The 21,245-nt window shown below is 68.5% G+C and carries 21 protein-coding genes and 5 pseudogenes; 20 read left to right on the forward strand and 6 right to left on the reverse strand.

What is annotated here, in order from left to right; genetic code table 11:
• Positions 1-48: 48 nt before the first annotated feature.
• The 10 genes from OG485_RS05955 to OG485_RS06000 all read left to right on the forward strand — a co-directional run bounded on the left by OG485_RS05955 (position 49) and on the right by OG485_RS06000 (position 9,123).
• Entirely contained in the window at positions 49-1,050 is a 1,002-nt protein-coding gene (locus OG485_RS05955; protein WP_328664949.1) for a fumarylacetoacetate hydrolase family protein, read from the forward strand.
• On the forward strand, positions 1,047-2,012 hold the full coding sequence (locus OG485_RS05960; RefSeq protein ID WP_326789530.1) for a cyclase family protein: 966 nt from the start codon (positions 1,047-1,049) through the stop codon (positions 2,010-2,012). The genes OG485_RS05955 and OG485_RS05960 overlap by 4 nt, the downstream gene beginning before the upstream one ends.
• A gap of 23 nt (positions 2,013-2,035) precedes the next feature.
• On the forward strand, positions 2,036-3,166 hold the full coding sequence (locus OG485_RS05965; RefSeq protein ID WP_328664950.1) for an FAD-dependent oxidoreductase: 1,131 nt from the start codon (positions 2,036-2,038) through the stop codon (positions 3,164-3,166).
• Positions 3,163-4,167, forward strand: a complete 1,005-nt coding sequence (locus OG485_RS05970; protein ID WP_328664951.1) for an amidohydrolase family protein — start codon at positions 3,163-3,165, stop codon at positions 4,165-4,167. Before OG485_RS05965 ends, OG485_RS05970 begins: the two co-directional genes overlap by 4 nt.
• A 12-nt stretch (positions 4,168-4,179) precedes the next feature.
• The gene (locus OG485_RS05975) at positions 4,180-5,118 is read left to right on the forward strand and encodes a VOC family protein (RefSeq protein WP_328664952.1); all 939 of its coding nucleotides are present in this window, start codon (positions 4,180-4,182) and stop codon (positions 5,116-5,118) included.
• Positions 5,119-5,209: 91 nt separating this feature from the next.
• Positions 5,210-6,181, forward strand: coding sequence for a fumarylacetoacetate hydrolase family protein (locus OG485_RS05980; protein ID WP_328664953.1), 972 nt, complete (start codon positions 5,210-5,212; stop codon positions 6,179-6,181).
• Positions 6,178-6,933 (forward strand): SDR family NAD(P)-dependent oxidoreductase, encoded by a 756-nt coding sequence (locus OG485_RS05985; protein ID WP_328664954.1) that lies wholly within the window; start codon positions 6,178-6,180, stop codon positions 6,931-6,933. The genes OG485_RS05980 and OG485_RS05985 overlap by 4 nt, the downstream gene beginning before the upstream one ends.
• Positions 6,930-7,673 carry an SDR family NAD(P)-dependent oxidoreductase gene (locus tag OG485_RS05990; protein WP_328664955.1) on the forward strand — a complete coding sequence of 248 codons (744 nt, stop codon included), beginning with the start codon at positions 6,930-6,932 and terminating at the stop codon, positions 7,671-7,673. The genes OG485_RS05985 and OG485_RS05990 overlap by 4 nt, the downstream gene beginning before the upstream one ends.
• A 44-nt stretch (positions 7,674-7,717) precedes the next feature.
• Positions 7,718-8,473 carry a CoA transferase subunit A gene (locus OG485_RS05995; protein ID WP_328664956.1) on the forward strand — a complete coding sequence of 252 codons (756 nt, stop codon included), beginning with the start codon at positions 7,718-7,720 and terminating at the stop codon, positions 8,471-8,473.
• Entirely contained in the window at positions 8,473-9,123 is a 651-nt protein-coding gene (locus OG485_RS06000) for a CoA transferase subunit B (protein WP_328664957.1), read from the forward strand. Before OG485_RS05995 ends, OG485_RS06000 begins: the two co-directional genes overlap by 1 nt.
• Positions 9,124-9,304: 181 nt before the next feature.
• Here the strand turns inward: OG485_RS06000 and OG485_RS06005 are convergent, their stop codons facing one another.
• On the reverse strand, positions 9,305-9,889 hold the full coding sequence (locus tag OG485_RS06005) for a TetR/AcrR family transcriptional regulator (protein WP_328664958.1): 585 nt from the start codon (positions 9,887-9,889) through the stop codon (positions 9,305-9,307).
• 78 nt (positions 9,890-9,967) lie between these two features.
• Between OG485_RS06005 and OG485_RS06010 the strand changes: the two genes are divergently transcribed.
• The 3 genes and pseudogenes from OG485_RS06010 to OG485_RS06020 form a co-directional block, all read left to right on the forward strand.
• The gene (locus tag OG485_RS06010; protein WP_328664959.1) at positions 9,968-10,405 is read left to right on the forward strand and encodes a tautomerase family protein; all 438 of its coding nucleotides are present in this window, start codon (positions 9,968-9,970) and stop codon (positions 10,403-10,405) included.
• Positions 10,398-11,438 (forward strand): zinc-dependent alcohol dehydrogenase, encoded by a 1,041-nt coding sequence (locus tag OG485_RS06015; RefSeq protein ID WP_328664960.1) that lies wholly within the window; start codon positions 10,398-10,400, stop codon positions 11,436-11,438. The genes OG485_RS06010 and OG485_RS06015 overlap by 8 nt, the downstream gene beginning before the upstream one ends.
• A 121-nt stretch (positions 11,439-11,559) precedes the next feature.
• Positions 11,560-11,664, forward strand: a pseudogene (locus OG485_RS06020) (pyridoxamine 5'-phosphate oxidase family protein); the annotation flags it as partial.
• Positions 11,665-11,696: 32 nt separating this feature from the next.
• Here OG485_RS06020 and OG485_RS06025 read toward each other — a convergent pair.
• Positions 11,697-12,859 (reverse strand): IS3 family transposase gene (locus OG485_RS06025; protein WP_328664961.1). Its coding sequence is split into 2 segments (ribosomal slippage): positions 11,697-12,572 and positions 12,575-12,859, totalling 1,161 coding nucleotides; the frame shifts between segments, so codons are not numbered across the junction.
• A gap of 69 nt (positions 12,860-12,928) precedes the next feature.
• On the opposite strand from OG485_RS06025, the pseudogene OG485_RS06030 reads away from it, so the two are divergent.
• From OG485_RS06030 to OG485_RS06040, 3 genes and pseudogenes are all read left to right on the forward strand, one after another.
• Positions 12,929-13,345: pseudogene (locus OG485_RS06030) on the forward strand (pyridoxamine 5'-phosphate oxidase family protein); the annotation flags it as partial.
• Positions 13,346-13,637: 292 nt separating this feature from the next.
• Positions 13,638-14,245: pseudogene (locus OG485_RS06035) on the forward strand (IS5 family transposase); the annotation flags it as partial.
• A 245-nt stretch (positions 14,246-14,490) separates the two neighbouring features.
• Positions 14,491-14,697, forward strand: coding sequence for a hypothetical protein (locus OG485_RS06040; protein WP_328664962.1), 207 nt, complete (start codon positions 14,491-14,493; stop codon positions 14,695-14,697).
• Positions 14,698-14,807: 110 nt separating this feature from the next.
• Here OG485_RS06040 and OG485_RS06045 read toward each other — a convergent pair whose 3' ends face one another.
• The 4 genes and pseudogenes from OG485_RS06045 to OG485_RS06060 form a co-directional block, all read right to left on the reverse strand.
• Entirely contained in the window at positions 14,808-15,197 is a 390-nt protein-coding gene (locus OG485_RS06045; protein WP_328664963.1) for a hypothetical protein, read from the reverse strand.
• The gene (locus OG485_RS06050) at positions 15,194-15,586 is read right to left on the reverse strand and encodes a hypothetical protein (protein ID WP_328664964.1); all 393 of its coding nucleotides are present in this window, start codon (positions 15,584-15,586) and stop codon (positions 15,194-15,196) included. Before OG485_RS06050 ends, OG485_RS06045 begins: the two co-directional genes overlap by 4 nt.
• Before the next feature lie 47 nt (positions 15,587-15,633).
• Positions 15,634-16,125 (reverse strand): hypothetical protein, encoded by a 492-nt coding sequence (locus tag OG485_RS06055; RefSeq protein ID WP_261709217.1) that lies wholly within the window; start codon positions 16,123-16,125, stop codon positions 15,634-15,636.
• A 277-nt stretch (positions 16,126-16,402) separates the two neighbouring features.
• Positions 16,403-16,510 (reverse strand): annotated as a pseudogene (locus OG485_RS06060) (universal stress protein); the annotation flags it as partial.
• Between the two features lie 113 nt (positions 16,511-16,623).
• Between OG485_RS06060 and OG485_RS06065 the strand changes: the two are divergent.
• From OG485_RS06065 to OG485_RS06080, 4 genes and pseudogenes are all read left to right on the forward strand, one after another.
• A pseudogene (locus tag OG485_RS06065) lies at positions 16,624-16,758 on the forward strand (rhodanese-like domain-containing protein); the annotation flags it as partial.
• Between the two features lie 194 nt (positions 16,759-16,952).
• Positions 16,953-17,558 carry a class I SAM-dependent methyltransferase gene (locus OG485_RS06070; RefSeq protein WP_328664965.1) on the forward strand — a complete coding sequence of 202 codons (606 nt, stop codon included), beginning with the start codon at positions 16,953-16,955 and terminating at the stop codon, positions 17,556-17,558.
• Between the two features lie 633 nt (positions 17,559-18,191).
• Complete coding sequence (locus OG485_RS06075; protein ID WP_328664966.1) at positions 18,192-18,497, forward strand: carbohydrate-binding module family 20 domain-containing protein; 306 nt, start codon at positions 18,192-18,194, stop codon at positions 18,495-18,497.
• 168 nt (positions 18,498-18,665) lie between these two features.
• Positions 18,666-21,221, forward strand: coding sequence for a pullulanase X25 domain-containing protein (locus OG485_RS06080; protein WP_328664967.1), 2,556 nt, complete (start codon positions 18,666-18,668; stop codon positions 21,219-21,221).
• The last annotated feature ends 24 nt before the right edge of the window (positions 21,222-21,245 follow it).

Genomic DNA, 21,245 nt, shown 5'->3' on the forward strand with positions numbered 1-21,245 from the left:
TGATCAGTGGTGCGGGGTCCAGATTAGTCCCACCGCAATCAGGAGGACATGTCCGTGAAACCTGAATCCGCGTCCGCACTCTTCGCCGGACCTTTCGCCCTCGCGACTCTCTCGGCCCCCGACGGGCCCCGCTTCCCCGCTCTCGTCATGCCGGACGGCAACGCTCTCGACCTTCGGGCCGCACTGGGTGACGAACAGCTGACCGTGCTGAGCCTGCTGGATCGCTGGGACAAGGCCCTGCCACAGCTGCGTGCCCTGGCCGCCGACACCGGCGTCAGCCGCACGCCGATCACGGACTATCACGTCCATGCCCCGGTCGAACCGCGCCAGGTCTTCCAGTCGGGTGCGAACTACCGGCAGCACGTGATCGACCTGCACGTCGCCCACCGTGCCCCCGGCGATGACCGGTCCGAGGCCGAACGGCGAACGGAAGCGGCCGAGATCATGGACCGGCGGGCTACCGAGGACCTGCCGTATGTGTTCATCGGCCTGCCCAGTGCGATCACGGGTCCCTACGACGACGTCGTGCTGCCCGCCTGGGCCGAGAAGCCGGACTGGGAACTGGAACTGGCGGTCGTGATCGGCCGCCCCGCGTACCAGGTGTCCGTCGCGGAGGCATCCGCGCACATCGCGGGCTACACGATCGCCAACGATCTGACCGACCGGTCGACCGTCTTCCGCAGGGACATGCCGCAGATCGGCACCGACTGGCTGCGCAGCAAGAACGCGCCCGGCTTCACGCCGCTCGGCCCGTGGATCGTGCCCGCCGAGTCCATCGCCGACCCTGACGACCTGCGTGTGACGCTGAAGCTCAACGGCGAAACCATGCAGGACGAGTCCACCAAGGACATGATCTTCAAGGTCGCGCGGATGGTGTCGTACGCCTCGCAGACGGCGCATCTCCTCCCGGGTGATCTTGTACTCACGGGCAGCCCGGCCGGCAACGGCATGCACTGGGGCCGCCTCCTGCGTGACGGCGATGTGATGGAGGGCTCGGTCACCGGGCTCGGCGTCCAGAGCACCCGATGTGTGGCGGAGGCGAAGGCATGACGGCCGTCGATCCCCGTGATCCGGAAGGCGCGATCGCGCTGGCGGCCAAGACGTACTCCAACTGGGGCCGCTGGGGCGAGGACGACCGGCTCGGCACACTGAACTTCCTGGACGAGGGGAAGCGCCGCGAAGGTGCCGGTCTCGTCCGGCGCGGGGCCAGCTTCTCCCTGTCGCAGTCCTTCGACATGAACGGCCCGCAGAAGGGCTGGCGGCGGCGCACCAACCCGGTGCACACCATGCTGGACACCGGCACCGACGCCGCGCTCGGCCACCAGGGCTTCCCGCACGGCATCGGCGGCGCCGACGACGTGATCGCCATGCCGCTCCAGTGCTCCACGCAATGGGACGGGCTCGGGCACATCTTCGATCACGGCAAGGCATGGAACGGTCGTGCGGCCGAGAAGGTCGTCACCTCCGACGGTGACCTGGTCACCGGCATCGAGCACATGGCTCCCCATGTCGCCGGACGCGGCGTACTCCTGGACGTGGGACGGGTCGTGGGCACCGCCGGCGAGCTGCCCGACGGATTCGCCATCACCGAGGAGCACCTGGCCGCCACCGCGGAAGCTCACGGCGTGAGCGTGGGACGCGGTGACATCGTGCTGATACGCACCGGTCAACTGACCCGCGTACGCCGAGACGGGTGGGGCGACTACGCCGGCGGACCCGCGCCAGGGCTTTCCTTCACCACGGCCGGCTGGCTCCACGGCACCGAGATCGCGGCGATCGCCACGGACACCTGGGGCTTCGAGGTCCGTCCCAACGAGTTCGAGAACGCCTTCCAGCCCCTGCACCAGGTCGCGATACCCAATATCGGCCTCCTCATCGGTGAGATGTGGGACCTGGAAGCCCTGGCCGAGGACTGCGCGGCAGACGGGGTGTACGAGTTCCTGCTCGCCGCCGCGCCCCTGCGCATCACCGGCGCTGTCGGTTCCCCCGTCAACCCGATCGCGATCAAGTGACGCGCTCAGCAAGGGAGTCCTCCATGAGCACAGCCCGCACGGTCCTGGTGATCGGTGGTGGCGCTGCCGGAAACGCCATGACCATTCTGCTGCGCCGGGCCGGTCTGACCGTTGACCTGATCGAGGCGAGGGACGACTGGAACGCCACCGCCGGTTCAGGCATCACCCTGCAGGGCAACGCCTTGCGTGTGCTGCGCGAACTGGGCGTGTGGGAGGAGGTCAGTGCGTCCGGTTTCGGTTTCGGATCCGTCGGCATCACCGCTCCCGAGGGAACGGTCCTGCATGTCGCACGCGACATTCGAACCGGCGGCGACGACCTGCCCGCCACCGTCGGCATGCAGCGCCCCCGGCTGCAGCGCATCCTGATCGACGCCGTCCGTGCCAGCGGCGCATCGGTGCGCCTCGGCACCCGGGTCGAGCAGTTGGAGCAGGACGGCACAGGGGTGAACGCGCGCTTCACCGACGGCAGCGAGGGCCGCTACGACCTGGTGATCGCCGCCGACGGACTGGGTTCCACCACCCGCGCGGCCATCGGGATCACCGCCAAGCCGGAACCCACCGGCATGGCCATCTGGCGCGTCGCCGTCCCCCGGCCGGCCGGCGTCACCCGCACGGATCTCGCCTACGGCGGTCCGGCCTACATCGCCGGTTACTGTCCGACGAGCGACACCACGATCTACGCCTACGTGGTCGAGGCCAATCGCGACCGGGCGTCGATCCCGCCGGAGTCCTACGCCGACGAGATGCGCGGCCTCGCCGCCGCCTACGGAGGATGCTGGCCGGAGATCACCGAGCACATCACCGATCCGGCGAAGGTCAACTACACCTGGTTCGACCGGATGCTGGTCGAGGGCTCCTGGCACCGGGGCCGCGTGGTCCTGGTCGGTGACGCCGCCCACTGCTGTCCGCCCACTCTCGCGCAGGGCGCCGCCCTGTCGTTGGAAGACGCGTGGGTGCTCTCGCGTCTGCTGACCAGCACCGAGGTCTGGGACGACGCGCTCTTCCAGGCGTACTACGACCGGCGTATCACCCGCGTCCGTCCGGTGGTCGAGGCGTCCGTGCAGATCGGGCAGTGGCAGCTCGACGGCGTGCGCGACGCGGACGTACCCGGTCTGATGGGCCGCACGATGATGATGCTCAGGGAGCTGCCGTGACCTCACCGACCGTCGACGTCCACGCTCACGTGTTGCTGCCCGAAGTCGAGTCCCTCGTCGACGGCCTGCCCGGACTGGCGATGGCGAGAGCGCTGGATGCCCGGCGCAACGGCCCCGCGGCCCTCGCGGTCAGCGGCCTCATGGTGCGCGAGCGCATTCCGCAGCTCACCGACCCGGCCGCACGGCTGGCCGCGATGGACGCACAGGGCGTGGACGTCCAGCTCGTCAGCCCCTCACCCTCGCACTACCACTACTGGACGGACGAGGAGACAGCCGAGAAGCTGTACCGGCTGGCCAACGAGGCAACAGCCAGGCACTGTTCAGCCGCTCCGCACAGGCTGCGCGGCCTCGGGTTGGTACCGCTCCAGCACCCGGACCACACAGTGGGGGCGCTCGATCACGCGCTGGAGCAGGGCCTGGCCGGGGTGGAGATCTCGAGCCACGCTCCGGGCCTGGAACTGTCCGACCCGGCCTACGAGCCGTTCTGGTCGCGAGCGGAGGAGACCGGCGCCGTCATCTTCCTGCACCCCTTCGGATGCACGCTGGACGAGCGCCTGGACCAGTGGTACCTGTCCAACACCGTGGGCCAGCCCACGGAGAACGCCGTGGCACTGTCGCACCTGATCTTCTCGGGAGTGCTCGACCGTCACCCGGGGCTGAAGGTGATCGCCGCCCACGGCGGTGGCTACCTGCCGACTCACATCGGCCGCTCCGACCACGCCTGGTCCGCCCGCACCGACGCGGCTGCCGGCTGCGCTCATCCGCCCAGCAGCTATCTGAAGCGCCTGTACTTCGACTCGCTCGTCCACGACCCGTCCGTCCTGCGGGAGCTGATCCGGGTCGCCGGGCCCGACCGTGTCCTGCTCGGCTCCGACTTCCCCTTCGACATGGGCACGAAGGACCCTGTGGGCGCTCTGCGCGCCGCACGTGTCTCCGAGGCCGACTTCGAGGCCATCCGGGGCGGTACCGCCTCCGCCCTGCTCAACCTGACCCTGTCCTGAGGAGGAACCCTCATGAGCGCACGACTGCTCACCCATCTGCGGCACGTCGACCTGGCCGTGCCCGACTACGACAAGCAGCTCGACTTCTACGCGGGTGTCTGGGGTCTGACCAAGGTCGCCGAGGACTCCGGGATCTCCTTCCTCGCCGCCGAGGGCTCCCCCGAGCAGTACGTCATCAGGCTGCGCAAGGCCGAGGAGAAGCGCCTCGACCTCGTCTCCTACGGTGCCGCTTCGCCGGCTGACGTGGATACTCTCGCCGAACAACTCCTCTCCGGTGGCGTGCGGTTGATCACGCACCCGGGCAAGGTGGACACACCCGGCGGGGGTTACGGCTTCCGCTTCTTCGACGTGGACGGCCGGACCATCGAGGTCTCTGCCGACGTGGCGGTACGGCAGCACCGCAAGATCGAGGAGAAGGAGTCGATCCCGGTCAAGCTGTCCCACGTCGTGCTCAACTCCCCGGATCTGGACCGGACGAAGGAGTGGTACGAGCAGCACCTCGGCTTCCGGCTCTCCGACACCCTGAGCTCGCCGCACATGGGCGAGGTCATGCACTTCATGCGGATCTCCAACCAGCACCACTCGATGGCACTGGCGAAGGGACCGCACGCCTCCCTGCACCACGTCTCGTTCGAGATGCGTGGCATCGACGAGTACATGCGCGGCTCCGGCCGGGTGATCCGCGCCGGATTCAAGAAGATCTGGGGCCCCGGCCGCCACATGGCCGGCGACAACACCTTCACGTACTTCCTCGACCCGCACGGCAACACCGTCGAGTACACGACCGAGCTGGAATGCCTGGACGAGGACACCTGGCATCCACACGTCTACGACTTCTCCCAGCCCGAGGTCACCGACCAGTGGGGCACCGCCAACCCGATGAACGAGCTCGTCGCCAAGGAGTCCTTCAACGACCCCGACCGCGGCTGCTTCGTCGCCCCGCCGGTCTGATCCCTCTCCGAACTCCCGGGGCGCGGCAGCCTGTCACCTGCCCTGACACACGGCGCCGCGCCTCGGGCTCAGTCCCAGCCAGGAGCTGCTCATGCGCTTCGCCGCCTACGAACACCAGCATCAACCCCGCGTTGCCGTGGTCGACGCCGATGGCGTGCTGTATCCCGTGCCCGGCCTCCGCTCGTTGACCGAGGTCATCAGCGCCGGGGACGGTCTCCCCGCACTCCTCGATCTCGGTGCCGCCACCCTCGACGTCCCGGCCGGCCCACACGTCTCCCAGGTACGCCTGCTGCCACCGCTTCAGCCCGCCTCCGTGCGGGACTTCGTCACGTTCGAGGAGCATGTCGAGGGCGTACGCCGCTCGGTGGAGGGAACAGGCGGCGTGCCCGAACAGTGGTACACCGCGCCCACCTTCTACTTCACCAACCCGCACGCGATCTACGCGTCCGGCGACGACATTCCGATGCCGCCGGGCTCCGCCGTCCTGGACTTCGAGCTGGAGGTTGCCGCGGTCATCGGCCGCGAAGGCCGCGACCTCACTCCCGACCAGGCACGCGAGCACATCATCGGCTACACGGTCTTCAACGACTGGTCCGCACGGGACCTTCAGTCCGCCGAGATGAAGGTGGGTCTCGGCCCGTGCAAGGGAAAGGACACCGCCACCACCCTCGGCCCGTACCTGGTCACCGCCGACGAGCTCGAGCGGCATCGGGACGACGACGGCTTCCTGAGGCTGGCCCTCACTGCTGAAGTCAACGGCGAGGTCGTCGGCAGGGACCTGCTGTCCAACATGAGCTGGACGTTCGAGGAAATGGTCGCGTACGCCTCCCGCGGCACCCGGGTCGTCCCGGGCGACGTACTCGGCTCCGGCACCTGCGGAAACGGCGGCTGCCTCGCCGAACTGTGGGGCGTACGCGGAGAACAGACCCCGCCGCCGCTCAAGCCCGGCGACACCGTCACGCTCACGGTCGAGGGCATCGGCACCGTGTCCAACACCGTCGCCCCCGGCCCTGAACTCATCGCCCTTCCCTTCGGCCGGCGCCGCTCCCGGGAGAGGCCGTGAGCGACCTGCACCCCAAAAGGCTGCTCGGCAAGGTCGTCGTGGTCACCGGAGCGGCCCGGGGCCAGGGGGCCGCCGAGGCCGAGGCACTGGTGCGGGAGGGAGCCCGCGTCATCGCCACCGACGTCGCATCCGCCGCGGGCTGTCGTCGCCTCGATGTCACCAGTGAGAAGGACTGGGCGGATCTGGCCGCCGAGCTCAAGGAGGCGTACGGGCAGGTCCACGGCCTGGTGAACAACGCCGGCATCACCTGGCGCGCCCGCATCGGTGACGCGCGCCCAGACGGCCTGGCACGGGTCCACGCGGTCAACGTGACCGGCCCGCTGCTCGGCATCCAGTACCTCGCCCCGCTCATGCCGCCCGGCGCATCCATCGTGAACGTCGGATCCTCGGCGGCCCTCACCGCTCATTACCCGGTCGCCTACACGACCAGCAAATGGGCCCTACGCGGCCTGTCGAAGACCGCGGCCACGGAACTCGGCCCACGCGGCATCCGCGTCAACACGATCCACCCCGGCTACATCGAGACCGAGATGACCGCCTCCGCCGCACCGGCCTTCCGCGAAGCCAACATCCGCGAGACCCCGCTCGGGCGCACGGGCACCGCAGCCGAGGTGGCCCCGCTGGTCGTCTTCCTCCTGTCGAACGAATCCTCCTTCATCACCGGCGCGGAGATCGCCGTCGACGGCGGCCTGACCGCGCACGGCGGCGTGAAGTCCGTGTCGGACGCCCTCCTTGGGGAGGCCGGCGCGTGAGGCGACTCGACGGCAAGGTGGCCTTGATCTCCGGGACCGCCAGCGGTCAGGGCCGGGCCGCAGCACTGCGTTTCGCGGCCGAGGGCGCGCTCGTCGTGGGAGGCGACCTGCTGTACGAGCAGGCACTCGAGACACAGCAGCTCATCGCCCGCGAAGGCGGGACCGCCCTGACCCCCGGCCACCTGAACGTCACCGACGAGCAGTCCGTCTCCTCCTGGGTCCACGAAGCCGTGGACGCCTTCGGCGGCATCGACATCATCTACGCCGGAGCCGATCGCTTCGGACCGGTCAACAGCCGGCCCTGCAAAGACTTCGCCTTCACCATGCGGGCCGAGCTGGACCCGGTATGGCTGACCGTCCGATCCGCCTGGCCGCACCTGCAGCGCAGCCGCGGCTGCATTCTCACCATCGGCTCCACCGCAGGACTCACCGGCTCGCTCACCAACCGGACAACCGCGCACTCCGCCTCCCGGGACGCCGTCATCGCACTGACCCGCCAACTCGCCGCTGAGGGCGCCCCGTACGGTATCCGCGCGAACTGTGTCAGCCCTGGCGCAATCGGCACTGCCGGTTCCCGGACCACTCTCCTCTGCGAAGACCACCCGATGCGCGCCATCGCCCGCCGTATCCCGCTCGGCCGCGCTGGACGCCCCGACGACGTCGTCGACGCCGCCGTCTTCCTCGCCTCTGACGAAGCCGCCCACATCACGGGAGCCAACCTCGTCCTCGACGGCGGCTGATCCGCCGTCCTGCCCGGCTCGAGCCCTGAAAGGACTCCCTCAGCATGAACAAGGTCCGAGCGAGCGCCACTGAAGCGGTCGCTGACATACCCGACGGCGCCTCGCTGGCCGTCGGCGGCTTCGGACTCAGTGGCGTACCCGAAGCCCTCATCCGCGCCCTGCACGCGCACGGCACGAGCGGTCTGAAGGTCATCTCCAACAACTGCGGCGTCGACGACCGCGGCCTCGGCGTTCTCCTCGCCGCGAGCCGCATCAGCCGAGTCACCGGTTCCTATGTGGGTGAGAACAAAGAGTTCGCCCGGCAATACCTGTCCGGAGAACTCGAGGTCGAACTGGTGCCCCAGGGCACTCTGGCCGAGCGCCTGCGGGCCGGCGGCGCCGGTATTCCGGCCTTCTACACCCCAGCAGGTGTCGGTACGCAGGTCGCCCAGGGCGGACTGCCCTGGCGGTATGGGCCCGATGGCTCGGTCGCCGTGGCCTCCCCGCCCAAGGAGACCCGCGACTTCGGGGGCCGCACACACGTCCTGGAACACGGCATCATCACAGACTTCGCCCTCGTACGGGCCTGGCGCGGCGACCGCCACGGCAACCTCGTCTTCCGGAAAGCCTCAGCCAACTTCAACCCTCTGGCCGCAATGGCCGGCCGCATCACGATCGCCGAGGTCGAGGAACTCACCGAGCCGGGCGAGCTGCGCCCCGACGAAATCCACCTGCCCGGCATCTACATCCAGCGGATCGTGGCGCTCACTGCCGAGGAAGCCGCCGACAAGAAGATCGAGAAGAGGACGGTACGTTCCTGATGGCCTGGACCCGCGACCAGATGGCCGCCCGCGCCGCCGCCGAACTCACCGACGGCTCCTACGTCAACCTGGGCATCGGCCTGCCGACGCTGATCCCCGGTCACCTGCCGGCCGGCGTGCATGTTGTCCTGCACTCCGAGAACGGCATCCTCGGTACGGGCCCCTACCCCACGGAAACGGAGGTCGATCCCGACCTCATCAACGCGGGCAAGGAGACCGTCACCGTCCTGCCCGGCGCAAGCTTCTTCGACTCCGCCCTCTCCTTCGGCATGATCCGAGGCGGCCACATCGACACAGCCGTGCTGGGTGCCATGCAGATCTCGGCGCGGGGCGACCTCGCCAACTGGATGATCCCCGGCAAGATGGTCAAGGGCATGGGCGGAGCCATGGACCTCGTCCACGGCGCCCGCCGGGTCATCGTCCTCATGGAACACACCGCCAAGGACGACAGCCCCAAGATCCTCAAAGAATGCACCCTCCCGCTCACAGGAGAACAGTGCGTGCACCGCGTCATCACCGACCTCGGTGTCCTCGACATCACCCCAGACGGCCTCGCCCTCGTCGAAACCGCCCCCGGCGTCACGATCGAGGACATCACTGCCCGCACGAATGCTCCCCTCCGCGTGGACAGCACCACCGCTGTCTGCTGACCCGCGCCGCGTCGTCTCCATCGTCTCCTGGCTCCTGGCTCCTGGCTCCTGGCTCCTGGACGACGTCACGCCGTGAAATCACGGCGTTGTCAAAGTCCCCCACTCCTTCGTTCCTCCCGCCCGCCTTCCTGGTAGCGAGGGCCGACCCGGCGAAAGACCGGTCGGCCGGGCCCGGCTCGGCTCAGTCCCTGGTTGCGGTGGCGATGAGGGTCTGAAGCTGTTCGGCGGCCTGATCGAGGGGCTGAGTGCTGCGCTTGGCGCGGCACATCGCCACCGTCCCCTCGACGGCGGCGACGATGAGCGTGGCGAGCTGCGCAGCCTGCTCGGCCCCGGCGCCGTGCTCCCGCAGCGATGCGGCCAGCAAACTCTCCCACTGCTCGAACACCTCAGCGGCGGCCACCAGGGCGGGCGGCACCTCGTCGGCCGGGGGCTCCTCGATGGCTACGGCCAGAACGGGGCAGCCGGCATGGAAGTCGCTCTCGACGACGATCCTCCGCCACAGGTCCAGAAACGCCCGCAGCCCCGCCGCCGGCCCGGGTTCCAGCTCCTTGCGCAGCCTCCGCGCGACCCACTCGCCCGTGAAGCGGACCGCCTCGGCGGCCAGTTGCTGCTTGCCCTCGGGGAAGTAGTGGTACGTCGAGCCGAGCGGCGCCTCGGCGTGCTTGGCCATCTCCCGGATGCTCGTCGCACTCAGGCCGCGCCGACTGATCATGTCCGCGGCACCGGCCACGATCCGCTCACGGGACGGCGTACCGCCTTTGGCCATCTCGCACTCCCCTCTCGCTATAACGACCGTCATAGCCTACCGTGACCCAGGTCTATAACGATCGTCATAGGAGCTGCCATGCCCATGATCCGGTTGACCGTGCCTGCCGGAGCCCTCACCAAAGAGGGCCGCACCACCGTTCAGCGCGACCTTGCGGCCGTGCTGCTGCGCTGGGAGGGCGCGCCCGACACCGCCTTCTTCCGCGCCCAGGCGTGGAGCTACCTCGTCGAGCTGCCCGAACGCACCCAAGGGACCGCCGAGGACGACGCTCCCCGCTTCCTGGTGGAGGTGACGGTGCCGCGGGGGGCGTTGTCCGAGCGGCGCAAGGCCGGCCTGGTCCAGGACGCGACGAAGACCGTTCTGTCAGCCGCCGGCCTCTCCCCCGACGACGCGCTGCGAGTGTGGGTGCTCGTGCATGAGCAGCAGGACGGAACCTGGGGCGCGGGCGGCTCCGTCATCCGCTACGCCGACTTGGTCGCTCTGGCGCGGCAGAACAAGGAGCAGGCGGATGCGTGAGCTGACATACGTCGCCCGCCGCACGGTCGAATGGCGCGAGGCCCCGGACCCCGAGCTCCAGTCCGACCAGGAGGCGATCGTCGCGCCGATCGCCGCGACCTCCTGCGACGTGGACTCGGCAATCTTGGCCGGGCACGGCTTCATCGATCCGCCGTTCGCCCTCGGCCACGAGTGCATCGCCCGCGTCACCGACATCGGCGACGCGGTGACCACCGTGGCCCCCGGCGACCTCGTCGTCGTACCCTGGTCCATCAGCTGCGGCACCTGCGACCACTGCCGCAACGGACTCACCGCCCACTGCACCTCGGTCCCGCACATGGCCATGTACGGCGCGCCGATCGGCGGCAACTGGGGCGGCCTCTTCTCCGACCTGGTCCACGTCCCGTACGCGGACGCCATGCTGGTGCCCCTGCCCGTCGGTCTCGACCCGGTCGCGATGGCCTCGGCGAGCGACAACTGGTCGCTGTCCTGGCGCCTGGTCGCGCCCCACCTCAAGGCCCGCCCCGGCGCCCGGGTCCTGGTCGTCGCCCGTGGGAGCATCGGCCTGTACGTCTGCGACATCGCCCGCGCCCTCGGCGCCTCCGACGTTCTCTACGTCGACCCCGACGCGGAGCACCGCAAGCTCGCCGAGGGCTTCGGCGCCCGCACCGCCGAATCGATCGAAGCGATCCGCCACGGCTTCGACCTCGCGGTCGAGGCAACCGGGCGCGTCGACCAGCTCACCCTCGCCGTCAAGTCACTCGCGCCCGAAGGCATCTGCGAATCAGCCGGCAACCACTTCCGCCCCGGTGAACTGCCACTCCTCGACATGTACCTCACCGGCGTCACCCTGCGCATCGCCCGCGACAACGTTCGCGCCCACATCCCCGACGCCCTCGACCTCGCCGCCTCCGGCACCGTCGACCCCGCCCGAGTCGTCTCCCACGTCCTCGACTGGGAACAACTCCCCGACGCCCTGCCCGAGAAGCACCTCAAGCCCGTCTTCGTCCGCCGCTGGGCTTCGTCGACTTCAAGCGACAGCGTTTGTCGATGACTTCCAGCGGCGGTTGGTGATCGACGGCTGAGGAGATGTCGACGAGTTTTGACGGCACTGTCGACGGTCGTGGCTGTCCGACCCCTGGGAGCCTGGGGACGGGAGCATGGGATGCTTGATCATGCCTGTGACTAATCCGTGGCTGGCCGGCCCGTCACCGAAGAAGCGGCTCGATCCCAAGCGTCTGGAAGAGCGCATACTCAACCTGCTGTCGTCGCAGAACATGGGGTCTGATGCAGGGTTGGGTGACAGGTTGGGTCACGCGGCCTGGAGGGCCGGTGTGGTCATGACGGTCTCGAATTCGACGGGGGTCAGCCGGCCGAGGGAGGCTTGTCTGCGGCGTCGGTGGTAGGTCCGCTCGATCCAGGTCACGATCGCGATCCGCAGTTCCTCGCGGGTGGCCCACGCCCGGCGGTCGAGGACGTTCTTCTGCAGCAGACTGAAGAACGACTCCATAGCCGCGTTGTCGCCTGCCGCCCCGACTCTCCCTATCGAACCGGTGATCTGGTGCCGGTCGAGCGCCTGGACGAACTTCCGTGACCGGAACTGCGATCCACGATCGCTGTGCAGAACACACCCGGCGACGTTCTCTCGGCGGGCCACGGCGTTGTTCAAGGCTGCGACGGCCAGGCGGGACTTCATCCGTGCGTCGATGGAGTAGCCCACGATCCTCTTGCTGAAGACATCCTTGACCGCGCAGAGGTACAACTTCCCCTCACCCGTGGCGTGTTCGGTGATATCGGTGAGCCACAGCCGGTTCGGGCCGTCGGTGGTGAAGTCCCGGCGGACGAGGTCGTCGTGGACCGGCGGGCCGGCCTTCTTGGTCCGGCCGCGCTTCTTGCCGAACACGCTCCACCAGCGGTTGTCCCGGCAGATCCGCCAGGCGGTCCGGTCCGCCATGCCGGATCCCGCGCTGCGGGCTTCGTCGGCCAGGAAGCGGTAGCCGAACTCCGGATCCTCACGGTGGGCGTCGAACAGCGCGTTCGCGCGAGCGGCCTGCTCGAACTCGGCATCGGTCACCGGCCGCTCCAGCCAGCGGTAGTAGGGCTGTCTGGCGAGCTTCAGGACCCGGCACGTCACCGTGACGGGCACACCGTCCCCGGCCAGCTCTTTCACGAGCGGGTAGATCCTTTTCCCGGCAGATGTGCCTGCGACAGGTAGGCCGCGGCCCGGCGCAGGACCTCGTTCTCCTGCTCCAGCAGCTTGATCCGCCGACGTGCTTCCCGCAGTTCTGCGCTCTCCTGGCTGGTCGTCCCGGGCTTTGTCCCGTCGTCGATGTCCGCGCGGCGCATCCATTTCCACAGCGTCATCGCGTGGACTCCGAAGTCGGCGGCCACCTGCTCCACCGTCACGCCCGGGCCGCGGTTCCTCGCGACCCGCACGACGTCCTGGCGGAATTCTTCCGGATAAGGCTTGGGCACAGCGACATCCTTCCCACCCGCCCCACAGGGCAAGCCACTTCAGATGTCACCCGATCGTGCAGCAGACCCATGTGCGTGATCGCGACGGCGGGATCTGAAGGGCCGCTCGCGACCCCGGTGCGGTACTTCCACCTCGACTTCGCGGTGATGTTCTCCACGGCCGCTGGTTCGCCGAAGATGAGGAATCTTGCCGCGGATCCCCGGGTGTCGGTAGGGATATTCGCTCCGCTGGTCGGGCAAGCCAGCAGCCGAGGTGCCCAGCTCTTCGGTCAGGCTCGCGTACTGTCCGAGGCCGACGCGGACTTCGAGCACTACTGGCCAGCTTTCCGCTGGCAGTCCGACCATGTCGAGCGGTCGCGCTCTCTCGACGAACCGCCGTCTGGTCCGCTCGTCGTGATCGAGGCCGAGCGGATCGTCTATACCGAGCACTGGCTGCGGCGCGAGGGGTGCGCGCCGCGTCAGTTCTGGACCCGGGCGGACACGTAGCCGGGATCCTTCGACATGCCGCCACGGTGGTCACGCCGCATCGCCGCGTACAGCTCGACCTTCGACATCCGCGGCATGACCAGGACCTTTCACCACGAGTATCCCGATGCTGCTCTGGCAAGAACCCCAGCGCCTCCCAAACTCGTCAACATCACCCATCCGGGGAACGGGGCGCCTCCTAAACCCATCGACAAGCGACTTCACAACTGGGTTCTGGCACACATTCCGTGAGGACGATCAATGGCCCTGGGACTCGTCACCATCCGCAGGACATGCCGTTCAATCGGGTCTGCTGCACCGCCGGTTCCTGATCTGGCCGCGAGCCGGCGTCTGGGGACGGCTGCACCAGAAAGTGCTCGAGATGCTCGTCGGCCAGGGGCTGGTCGACCTGTCCCGGGCGGTACTGGACTCCGCTCATGTCCACTCTAAAAAAGGGGCGAACTTGCAGGCCCGTCTCCCGTGGGCCGGGGCAAGCCGGGTTCCAAGATGCATGTCCTGTCCGACGCGAACGGACTGCCTCTACGCGTCGGCCTCCCTGCAGGGAACACTCACGACAGCCTCGGACTGAAGCCGATGGTCGCCCATTTCCGCGTAGGACACGAATCCCACAGCGAGCGTTCCAAGCCCGAGCGACTCCACGCCGACAAGGCCTACGACCTCCCTGACCTGAGGAAATGGCTACACAGCCAGCACGTTGGCGTCCGCATCGCACGCAAGGGAATCGACTCAAGCGAACGCCTGGGCCGCCGGCGGTGGATCATCGAGCGCACGATCTCCTGGCTCACCGGATACCGCCGCCTGTCCCCTCGTTACGAGCGCCACCCCCGCAACTACTTGGCCTTCCTTGGTATCGCCGCCGCCATCTGCTGCTACAAGCGCTTCCTCAAGCTGACCATGTAGGACACGGTGTTACAGATACGAACGCCGCCTCGAACCAGAGCCGAGCGGTCTGCTAGAGATGACCGGGTCGTGTCCCGCGTCGTGGTGTGGGCGATCCAGCGTTGCGGATTCCGGTACGAGGCCGCTGACGATCTCCGCAGACGCGGCGGTCCACGAGGCGCCCTGCTGAGGCACCCGTCCGCGGCGGAGCCACTGTCCCCGTACCTGCGGATTCCGCTGCTTTGATCACTCGGCGGGACGCCATCATGACCGACCGCGAAGCCCTGAGCACGGAACTGAACCCGCTCCGCATCGACGTCTCCAAACACTTGGTGGAGCACCACCACCGACTGCTGCGCGAGATCGGCGCGACTCACTTGCAGATCAAGGTGGGCATCGAGACCCGACCGGCGAGGCCTGGAACGCACCGGAGAGATCAATTGATCATGGTGCCAACTATCCTCGGTATGTGACAACTAACGTCTGTGGTCACATCGCGTGTGACCAGGATGGATAGTTGGCACTGGGCAACGTTCGTGACCTGCGCTGATGCCAACTGGCTGCAGCATGTCGAGGCCCGGAATCAGAGAGATAGTTGGCACTTTGGTACACCGCAGGTCAGGGGGTGCTTCTCGTCCCGGGCGCTCAGATCCACCCACGCTAGCTCCACGACGTCCAGCTCGGCCTGGGGGATGTGGAGAAGCTGCACCGTCTGCGTGAACGCCACCCCCAACTCGACCGGTTCACCGGTCACGTCAGGACGTTCGCCGTGATGATGACCCGACGCCGCGGCACCCGCCTCGAAGGCTGGATCATCCACGCCGAGCAGGACACTCCGGCACTGCTCGCATCCTTCGCCCGCAACCTCCGCCGTGACTTCGACGCCGTCCGCAACGGCCGGTCCCTGCACCATAGTTCCGGCGCAGTCGAGGGCAATGTCAACCGGTTGATTCTGTGGAATCTGTTTCGTCAAGCAGAGTCGTTGCGGCCGAAGGTGATGTTGACGTCGTGCCATGCGGGAAGGCTGGCAATGTATTGAAGGGCGTTCTCGCAGGCGTCAGCCTGAGCGGCGTGACCGCCCCGGTCGATGCTGCTCATCGCGAGCATCAGGCCCAGGATATGGAGGTCCGGATCGCCACCTGAGTCCCCGGTTGCGAGGGCGTCGAGGACTTCGCGCAGGGTCTGGGTGTAGTCGATCTCCCGACCGGTGACCGGGGCACGGACTGCGACATCAGCCAGGTCGGCCAAGATCTGCTGAGGAACCACCTGCCGCCCATCCCGTAGCGGCCAAGGGGTCGTCGACGCTGCTTCAACCAGCCCCCGAGCGTGCTCGGCGAAGTCGGAGTCTTGCGGGTGCTCCATCGTGCCCTCCTGGTCTCGCCCTGAATCATTCTGTGAGATCGGCGATGTCAAGCCGTGTGCTTGTGCATCACGTCGAGGTAGTGCCGGTCGCGGTGCGGCACGTGATTGTCCCGCCCGGGCAGGCTGAAGACCGCGCAGACGTCAGCGGGCTGGGTGAGGATGCTCGACTGCTCGCCGAAGGTGAGAGTGCTGTTGACCGCATGCCGGCAGCCAGCGCCGTCGAGGGCGGCGATCAGCTCCTCGCGGAGGACGGTGGCCTCGGACGACTCGGAATCAGGCAGGACGAGCGGCGGAAGTTTGGCGGTAGAACCGGGCCAGAGGTTGATCCAGATTCCACTGACGGCCCGCTGAGTGACCACCAGCTGCAACCCGTCCCAGGAGTAGGGGTAGCCGTCGATATCGGGCCCCTTCAGGCGGTGGGCCGGGTGCGGGCGCCCCGGGCCGAGAAGGTCTTCAGCCTCAGCCAGGGACATTCCGCAGCTCAGGGGGCCGATCCGACCGGTGTGGGAGAAGTCGACGAGTACGTCCATCAGGGTCACGACAGTGACTGTGGCACTCTCCCGAGCCGTTTCGCACCTCGATATCAGCGTGGTGTCGCGCTTGCGCCGCCTTGCCGGACGGCGACGAGTGGCAGGAGGCGTGCAGTGGCCGGCACGTGAAATTCGCGTGGTGTCGGGCCCGCGGATGTCGGCGAGGCGGTCGAGCAGGCGGTCGAGCAGGCGGTCCAGTGCTTCCTGGCCGTCGTCGACGGCCGCGCGTTCGTCGTCGGTGAGTGGGATCGCGGCGGTCATTCTCTGCAAGTTGTCCTTGCCGCTCCTCGGCTCGTATGACGGCGACCGGGCATTGCGCGTGGTGCAGCAGTGCCTGGCTGACCGAGCCGAGCAGCAGGCCCGTGAAGCCGCCACGGCCGCGGGCGCCGACCACTCGTCCACGACGCCATCCTCAATCGCAAGGAGCACGGCCTGTTCGACGCGACCGCCGCGCCCCGGCCGCTGTCGGTCGAGGAGTTCATACGGCGGCGCGCGGCGGGAGCGGTCGTGGTCGACGCCCGTTCGCCGCAGGACTTCGCGCCCGGCCATCTGCGCGGCTCGGTCAACGTGCCTGCGGACGGCCGCTTCGCCGAGCAGGCCGGCATGGTCGTCACGCCGGAGCAGGATGTCGTCGTCATCGCGCCGCAGGACCGCGAGGAGGAGGTCGTCACCCGGCTGGCCCGCATCGGGTTCGCCAAGGTCGGCGGATACCTGCGCAAACCCGAGGGCGCCTTCCTCACCCTGTCCCGAGAACACGGGGGACGGCGAGGCGGACCCGCAGGAAGACGCCGGTGCGGACGAGGATTGCGCTCACGCGGAGGAACGAGGTGCACGAGATGGACTCAGCGGGTTGGGACGAGCGGTACCGCGGCGGCGAACTGGTGTGGAAGGCGGAACCCAACCGGTTCGTCGAGGAGGAGTTGTCCGACCTGGAACCGACCGGGCGGGCGGTTGACATCGCCGCCGGTGAAGGGCGCAACGCGGTCTGGCTGGCAGAACGGGGCTGGGATGTGGACGCCGTCGACTTCTCCGCCGTGGCACTGGAGAAGGCCGAGCGACTGGCCGCCGACCGAGGTGTGCGCCTGCACGCCGTCCGCGCCGATCTGACTGCCTGGGCCCCTGACGAGGCGATCTACGACCTGGCACTGTTCGCCTATCTCCATCTCCCGTGGACCGCGATGGCCCAGGTACTGCTCCGGGCCGCTACCGGCGTACGCGAGGGCGGAACCTTGCTGCTCGTCGGCCACGACGCGACCAATCCCGAGCGAGGTCACGGCGGCCCACAGGATGCGCGTGTGCTGTACGCCGTCGAGCAGGTGGCCGACATCTGGCGGCCGTACGCCGACATCCTGCGGGCCGAGACGGTCACCCGTCCGGTGATCGACGCCGCCGGCAACAACCATGCGGCTGTCGACGGCCTCGTCCGGGCCGTGCGCCGTTGACGTCGTCCCGTGGAGATCAGGCGCATCGGTCGGCGTGCCGGGCACATGGAGCATGCCGGGTGCGTGTGGGACGCGGATGTCCAGGCTTCCCCTCGAAGCTCGGGGTGCGGTGCGGTGCGGCGACAGCAAGCTGAAATAGGTTGTAGAAACTTGCAGCAAATTCTTCCATGAGTCTTGTCGACTCCTCCGCGCGGTGGCACTCTCTTCCCCGCGCGGTGCGGCGCTCCCGGGTCGGGTCCCGGTGTCGCGGCAACCGTCGCCGCGGACGGCCCCACCCACAGCACTGCCCTGCCCTGCCCCCGGAGCCGCACATGCATCTCACCCTCCACACGCCCGCAGCTCCCAGATCCCAGATCCCGGAGACTGCAGGCCACCCCCGCCTCCACCGCCCTCCTCGCTGCCGTCACGCCGCTCGCCCTGGTCGGCGGCAGCACGCCCGTAGTGGCCTCGCCGCCCGGCAAGGGCAACGACTTCGCCAACCTGTTCCGGTGGAACCGGAACTCCGTCGCGTCCGTGCACCTGACCGGTCGTGACCGTCGACGCGAACGGCAACGCAACCGTCGCCGTCGCGCCCGAGGACGCGGTCGCCGTTGCCGTCGCCTTCGACGTCAACAGCCCTTGCACGGGCAGCAGTTGCGGCCAGACGGGCAGGTCTCCGTCGCCCTCGACGAGTACCCCGACACCTACTACGGCCAGAACGTGGACGTGGTCGGCTCCATCGCGGCGCCGGGCAACAGGAACACCGCCGCGGTGGTCCCACTCTCGGCCGCCGGCTACCCAACCTGGTCGACCGCGCTGACCTTGCCGTCCAACTCGAGCTTCGCCTACAGGCACTTCAAGAAGAACCCGGACGGAACGATCACCTGGCAGAGCGACCCCAACCGCTCCTGCACCACCCCCGCCTCCGGAGCCGTCACCCACAACGACTCCTGGCGCTGACACCGGCCGGCCACTCCAGGTCCCCGGGGACCCGTCGGCTCCCCCGCCGATCGCGTCCCCACCCCCGCGCGCCGACTCCACCCCACCCCGCCCGAGGACGGTAGGTACGGACAGCAGGCCGCTGCGTGTACCTGTCGGCCCTCGGCATGCCCGGAGGCACTCCCCTTCATGAGCCGCAGACCACACCCCCGCGCCGGAACGCGCAGAGCCGCCGTCCTCGGCGTGTCCGCCGTCCTGCTGAGCGCCGGCACCGTCTCCCTCTCCTCCTTCCCCGCCAGCGCCGCCGCGCCGAGCGCGGTCACCCTGGCCGGAACCTTCGACAGCGAGATCGGCTGCTCCGCCGACTGGCAGCCGGACTGCCCGCAGGCCCAGATGTCCCCGCGGGCCGACGGCACCTGGACCGCCTCGTTCAACGTCCCGGGCGGCAGCTACAACTACAAGATCGCGATCAACGACAGCTGGACCGAGAACTACGGCGCGGGCGGCGTGGCGGGCGGCTCGAACATCTCGATGACCGTCCCCGCAGGCGGCGAGGTCGTCGACTTCGTCTACGACCCCAACACTCACCTGGTCACCGACGACTCCGCCCGACCCACCGTCACGGCGGCCGGTGACTACCAGTCCGAGCTCGGCTGCAACGCGGACTGGTCCGCCACCTGCGCCACGACGCGGATGACCGACCCCGACGGCGACGGCGTCTACTCCTACAGCACCACCGCGATCCCGGCCGGCAGCTGGAACACCAAGGTGACCCTGGGCCAGTCCTGGACCGTGAACTACGGCGCGGGCGGCACGGCGAACGGCGCCAACATCGCCTTCGACGTGCCCTCGGCCGGGGCGACCACCACCTTCTCCTACAACTCGGCGACCCACTGGATCACCGTCGTGAGCAACGGCGGCACGTCCTCGCTGAACACCCTCGGCGCGCTGTACACCCCGACCGGCACCACCTTCCGGCTCTGGTCGCCGGACAGCTCCAACGTCAGCGTCAGCGTCGGCGGCAGCAGCCACCCGCTCAGCCCTACGACCCTCAGCGGCTACACGAACGTCTACCAGACCGTCGTGAGCGGGGACCTGAAGGATCAGACGTACCAGTTCTACGTCGGCGGTGTGGCCGTCCCCGACCCCTACGCCCAGATGACCACCCCCGGCACCACCCAGGGCGTGGTCGTCGACACCGCCGCAGTGACGCCCACCGGCGGCAGCTGGGCGGCGCGCCCGGCCCTGACGAACCGTGAGGACGCGGTCGTCTACGAGCTGAGCGTCCACGACTTCACCATCGACGCGAGCTCCGGCGTCGACGCGGCCAAGCGCGGCAAGTTCCTCGGCCTGGTGCAGACCGGGACGACGGACAACGGCGCGAAGACGGGCATCGACCACCTGAAGGAGCTGGGCGTCACCACCGTCCAGATCATGCCCTCGTTCGACTTCGGCAGCACCGTGCCCAACTGGGGCTACGACCCGGTGGACTACAACGTTCCGGAGGAGCAGTTCTCGCAGTTCACGGCGCCGGAGGACCGGATCCGCGAGTTCAAGGACATGGTCAACGTGTTCCACAAGAACGGCATCCGCGTCGTCATGGACGTCGTCTACAACCACACCTTCAGCAAGAGCGTCTTCGGCAACATCACCGGCAAGTACTACACGTCGACCGACCTGTCCGGCACTGGCAACTCGATCGACGACGGCAACCCGATGGTCGGCCACATGATCCAGGACTCCCTGGAGCACTGGGTCCGTGACTACAACGTCGACGGCTTCCGCTTCGACCTGGTCGGCGTCCAGTACACCAACAACGTCAACACCTGGGCCAACTACCTCAACACCGCCTACGCCGGTCGCACGCTGATGATGTACGGGGAGCCCTGGAACGGCGGCGCGAGCGACCCGCAGGAACCGCAGAAGGTCCGCTACGGCAACCTCCCCGCCCTCGCGCCCGCACACTTCGGCGTCTTCAACGGCGTCTACCGCGACGCGATCCGCGGCGGCACGGACACGAACACCATGGGCTACATGGGCGGCGCCGGCAACGCCGCGGCCATCGCCTTCGGCATGCGCGGATCACCCACGGACGCCAACAGCACCGCCCCGGTCTCCAACCTGTGGACCCCGGCCTTCGCCGAGGACCCCGAGCAGACCATGAACTACGCCTCGATCCACGACAACCTGAACCTCTACGACAAGATCACGTACTCCGGCGCGACCGGCGGAGCCACCGGAACAGCCGGCCGCATCGACCGGTTCGCCGTCGGTATGGTCCTCACCTCCGAGGGCGTCCCGATCATCGCCGAGGGCGACGAGTTCCTCCGCTCCAAGGTCGTGAGCGGCGACTACCCGACCGCGATGAACTCCTACGCCGCCTCCGACGCCGTCAACGCGATCCACTGGGGCGACAAGACCGCCAACGCCAACATCTTCAGCTACTACAAGGACGCCATCGCGCTCCGCAAGGCCGGCTCGGCCCTGCGCCTCACCACCTGGGGCGCGGTGCACAACCAGGTGTCCGCGACCGTCGACGGCTCGGTGGTGATCGGCCGCTTCAGCTCGAACCCCGCCGCGCCCACGACCTACGACACCGTCGTCGTCGACAACCCCACCGGCAGCACCTACAACGTGACGCTGCCGCCGGGGACCTGGACGAAGGTACTCGACACCACCGGCGCCGTCGCCGCGAGCGGCAACGCCTGCGCGAGCCTGGCGGTGACGGTCTTCAAGAAGAACTGACAACACTGCGGGTCTCGAACAGTA

The sequence above is a fragment of the Streptomyces sp. NBC_00328 genome (genome assembly GCF_036139655.1).
GTDB lineage: Bacteria > Actinomycetota > Actinomycetes > Streptomycetales > Streptomycetaceae > Streptomyces.